The sequence below is a fragment of the Vibrio sp. genome (assembly GCF_984391705.1).
The window spans coordinates 1-4,615 of the sequence record NZ_CFHWOM010000112.1 but is presented as its reverse complement, the minus strand read 5'-3'; the positions used below and the strand labels follow the sequence as shown (position 1 = coordinate 4,615).

Here is a 4,615-nt window from a genome sequence, read left to right as displayed (position 1 = left end):
GATACAACGGTGTCGATGCAGTGACCGTTGCTGTCAGTATCACTGAGGGAAGCAATGTTATCTCGATGGGAGAGAGCATTAATCAGGTTGTTGAGCAGTTTGAGAGTGAATTGCCACTGGGTATGAAAGTGGGTGTCGTGGCCTTCCAGCCTGAAGTGGTGGACTCGGCCATCAAAAATTTCCTCATCAATTTGGGTGAAAGTATCTTAATTGTGGTCGCGGTTCTTTGGGTGTTTATGGGCCTGAAAAGTGCATCGATCGTCGGTACGAGCTTGCTGCTGACTATTTTGCTGACGTTTATCTACATGTACTTCAGTGACATTGGTCTGCAACGTGTTTCTTTGGGTGCCTTTATCATCGCGCTTGGCATGCTAGTGGATAACGCGATTGTTATTACCGACATGTTCAAAGCGAAAGTTACCGAGGGCATGGATCGCGCGCAAGCGGCCATTAGTTCAGTCAAAGAAACGGCCATTCCTCTACTAGGTGCAACCGTCATTGCGATTATGGGTTCAAGCCCGATCCTGTTTTCAAAAACAGATATGGCTGAATTCACGTTATCACTGTTTCAGGTCATGGCTGCGTCGCTGCTGTTCTCATGGTTCGTTGCTATGTTGATCACGCCGTTGATGTGTTGGTATTTGATCTATCCAGAGAAGCAACAGACTCAGAAAGAGTCCAAGGGCTATAAACGTCTTGTGACGTACTCTGTGAAGAATCCACGCAAGGTTTTGGTTTCTATTGTTCCGATTATTGTGGCGGCAATTTTACTGGTGCCACACGTGAAATTGAACTTCATGCCTCTGTCTGACAGACCATTGGTGTTTCTAGATTATTGGCTACCGAACGGCAGTAAGATTGAGCAAACCTCTTCAGACATGAAGAAAATTGAAAAGTGGCTACTTGAACAAGAGGAAGTCGTGAGCATCGGTACCTTTGTAGGAGAAAGTGCACCTCGCTTTTCAATGACCATTGAGCCAGAGCCACTTGATGACTCTTACGGTCAGATTGTTGTTAATACAACAGACTATGAAGCGGTGACTCGTCTAATCGATAAAGGTGATGCTTGGCTGAGCGCTGAGTTCCCGCAAGCAGAACCAAGATTTAGAAAACTCAAAATGGCGACCCAAGATAAGTACAGCCTAGAGGCACGCTTTTCTGGTCCAGATCCAGAAGTGCTTCACCGCCTGACAAAAGAAGCCAAAACCATTTTTGAACAAAATGAACATATCAAATATGTACGTGATGACTGGCGCCAGCGAAGCAAAGTGATTGTGCCTGTGATAAACCAAGATCGAGCGAGACAGGCGGGAATTACGCGCGCAGATATTGCGTTGTCTCTGTCACGTGCTTCTGTTGGTTTACCACTAGGTCAAATGCATATCGGCGATGAGTCGATTGCGGTTCTGATGCGCGATGACTCTAGAGATCTATCGCATCTCGATAATCTGCCGGTGCGTTCAATTTTGGGGCTGCACAGTGTGCCGCTTGGTCAAGTAGTGGATGATTATCAGGTGGTACATGAAGAGAGCATGATATGGCGTCGAGACAGAGTAAAAACCATCACCACTCAAGCGGACGTTGTGTCAGGGCACACGCCATCGGATGTACGAAAAGAGATCGCCGAGCAGATTGAAAGCATCGAGCTTCCACCCGGTTATTCATTCGAATGGGGCGGTGAGTATTACGACGAATACAAGTCGGTGACGGATATTTTTAATCAGCTGCCCAAGGCTCTGTTCGTAATGGTGGTGATCATGGTGGCAATGTTCAATGCGTTTAAACAGCCGTTGATTATCTTTGCAACCATTCCGCTCGCGGCAACAGGTTCTGCGTTAAGCCTGATTGTATTTGACCACCCATACAGCTTCACCGCGTTGATTGGTGCCATTTCATTGAGTGGGATGATCATTAAAAACGGGATTGTGCTGATGGATCAAATCGATTTGGAGAGGAAATCAGGCAAGTCCTTGGATGATGCCATTATCCATTCGACCTTAAACCGTACCATGGCTATTTCCATGGGTGCACTAACAACGGTACTAGGTATGGTACCACTGCTGGCCGACACATTGTTTGCTTCAATGGCTGCGACCATCATCGGTGGCTTGGTGTTAGCTACAGCGCTGACGTTAATCGTAATGCCAGCAATGTATCGAGTAGCCTTTAAAGATGACGAGAAGCAAACAGACGTCGAATCTCAACAAGCATCGGAGATCCAAAATGAGCAAATCTAATTACTTAATGCCATTGGCGATCTCGACTGCTCTTTTGCTAACAGGTTGCAGCATTGGCCCTGATTACCAAGTACCTACAGTGACACTGGAAGAAACGTATATGAATGCACAAAATACAGATTCATTTGAGGAAACAGCGGGCTGGTGGTATCGATTTGATGACCCTGTGTTAAACCAGTTGGTTGAAGAGGCTCAGCAACAGAACATCTCTTTGCGTGTTGCGTCAGAACGAATTCAAATGGCGAAGAATTATCACAAAATTGTAGAGTCTTACAAATTGCCGACGGTGAATATTGGCGCGGGATATTACCATTATCAGATCAGTGAAAATACACCATTGGTTGGGGATTTGGTTTCACCGATCTCAGTGCCTGCCAATCTTCAACCGGCTCTGGGTAGCAGTGTCTCGGTAGCAGACAATCAGCAAAGTGGTCTGTTATTGGGCGCAAGCGTAGGTTGGGAGCTCGATCTTTTCGGTCGTATCGAACATCAAACACAAGCCGCACAAATTAGAACGGAACAGTCGGTTATTTACCGCAAAGGACTGTATACATTGATTACAGCTGAAGTGATTCACAATTACCTTCAGCTGCGTGGTGCGCAAGAGCGAATTCAAGTCTTAGGTGAGTCTATCTCAGATCAGAGAGAGATCTTGAGTCTCACTTTGAAGGTTATGGATAGCGGTTTTGGCTCTGAACTAGATGTTGCACAAGCACGCGCTAACCTCGCTGCGGTTGAGTCGATGCTGCCTCAGTTAAAAGTCAGTGAACAGGTACACAAACACCGTTTGTCTATCTTGTTAGAGAAGTCGCTACGCGATATTGATGCGCAACTAGCGGCTCCGGGCAAGATTAAAGAAATTGAGGGTGTGATCCCAACAGGCTTGCCGTCAGACTTGTTAAGTCGCCGCTTTGATATCGCGTTTGCAGAGCGAGAAATGGCTGCGATTAATCAGGAAGTCGGTGCTGCCGTTGCGAACCAGTATCCCAAGTTTTTCTTAACCGGAGCACCAGGTTTGTCGGCGGGCGATTTTAGTGATCTGTTTAACAGTGATTCACTAGGTTGGGTTGGCAGTGCAGGTATCAGTTGGAACGTGTTCGATGCTGGGCGTGGAGATGCTATGGTGGCGTTCAATGAGGCTCGTTTCAAGTCGGCAGTACTTGAATATCAGAATCGAGTCGACACCGCTTTTAAAGAAGTCGATTCAATGTTATTCACGTATGGTCGCAGCAAGGAGAACCAAGCGAAGGTCAACGTGGCAACCAATGAGACAGCAAAAGCGGTAGACAAAGCGAAATCGCTTTATAAGGCGGGTTTGGTTGATAGCTTCTCTGTATTGGATGCGCAAAGACAGCTTAACATGATGAGGGATCAACAAGTTATCGCCAAGCTTCAAACTTCAGAAGTGACCGTTAAGCTCTATAAAGCACTCGGTGGTGATTGGTCACTACCTGAAAGCCAATAATAAGTGATGTTGTCACTTTAATGCTGCTAACCTAGTAAAGGCAGGCTGGTGAATTATGGCTCTGGCTTCAAAGTCAGAGAGCATGAATAGCCGTCTGCCTATCCCGTTGGAAGGAAGTCATATAATGATGTTGTATCGAGAAAAAAACGTATGGTCAGCGATTGGGTTAGGCATATTGCTGTCGGGCTGTTCGAGCATTCATATCTCGAACGACGATCTGAGCGTTGAACCTCCAACCTCTGATAGGTATGAGTACAAAAGCTTCAATAAAGAAGAAAATGATATCAATGTAGTGTTGGCGTTTTCTGGAGGCGGTACGCGTGCTGCCGCTTTGTCTTATGGGGTACTGAAAGGTTTGCGAGACCAGACGATCGTTGTCAACGGAAAAACCAAGCGACTGTTGGATGAGGTTGATGTGATAAGTGGTGTGTCGGGTGGAAGCTTTACCGCCGCCTATTATGGTCTTTATGGCGACAAGACGTTTGAGCAGTACGAATCCGACTTTCTGTACCATCAAGTGTCGAGCGATCTCAAATCCATTATATTGTCGCCAATACATTGGTTTAATGGGAAATCGCGAACCCAAGAAGCGATCGATTACTACAATTCCACCATCTTTGATGATAAAAAGTTTTCGGATATTGATAAGTCGAGATCACCCTATATCTTAATTAATGCCTCTGACCTCTCTACGGGTGTGAGGTTCTCTTTTACTCAGCACTATTTCGATTTGATCTGTTCTGATATTGAGGACTACTCCATCGCTTCAGCAGTTACCGCCTCTTCCGCTGTTCCGTTTTTGTTCAACCCAGTCGTGCTTAAAAACCATGATAGCTGCGACAGTGTATCGATTGACGATGGTCTGTTCGATCTCAACGCGTATCGCGATAGAAACACACTGACGACGGTAGAG

Annotated in this window: 3 protein-coding genes; all 3 read left to right on the top strand. The window is 46.1% G+C overall.

Features of this window, described 5'->3' with window-relative positions; translation table 11 throughout:
- Nucleotides 1-2,237: efflux RND transporter permease subunit (locus tag AC4MRV_RS21565; protein WP_491189336.1), on the top strand; the 2,237-nt coding region annotated here is incomplete at its 5' end.
- On the top strand, nucleotides 2,224-3,702 hold the full coding sequence (locus AC4MRV_RS21560) for an efflux transporter outer membrane subunit (protein WP_150872973.1): 1,479 nt from the start codon (nucleotides 2,224-2,226) through the stop codon (nucleotides 3,700-3,702). The genes AC4MRV_RS21565 and AC4MRV_RS21560, both read left to right, overlap by 14 nt.
- Before the next feature lie 82 nt (nucleotides 3,703-3,784).
- On the top strand, nucleotides 3,785-4,615 hold an 831-nt coding region (locus AC4MRV_RS21555), incomplete at its 3' end, for a patatin-like phospholipase family protein (RefSeq protein ID WP_491189335.1).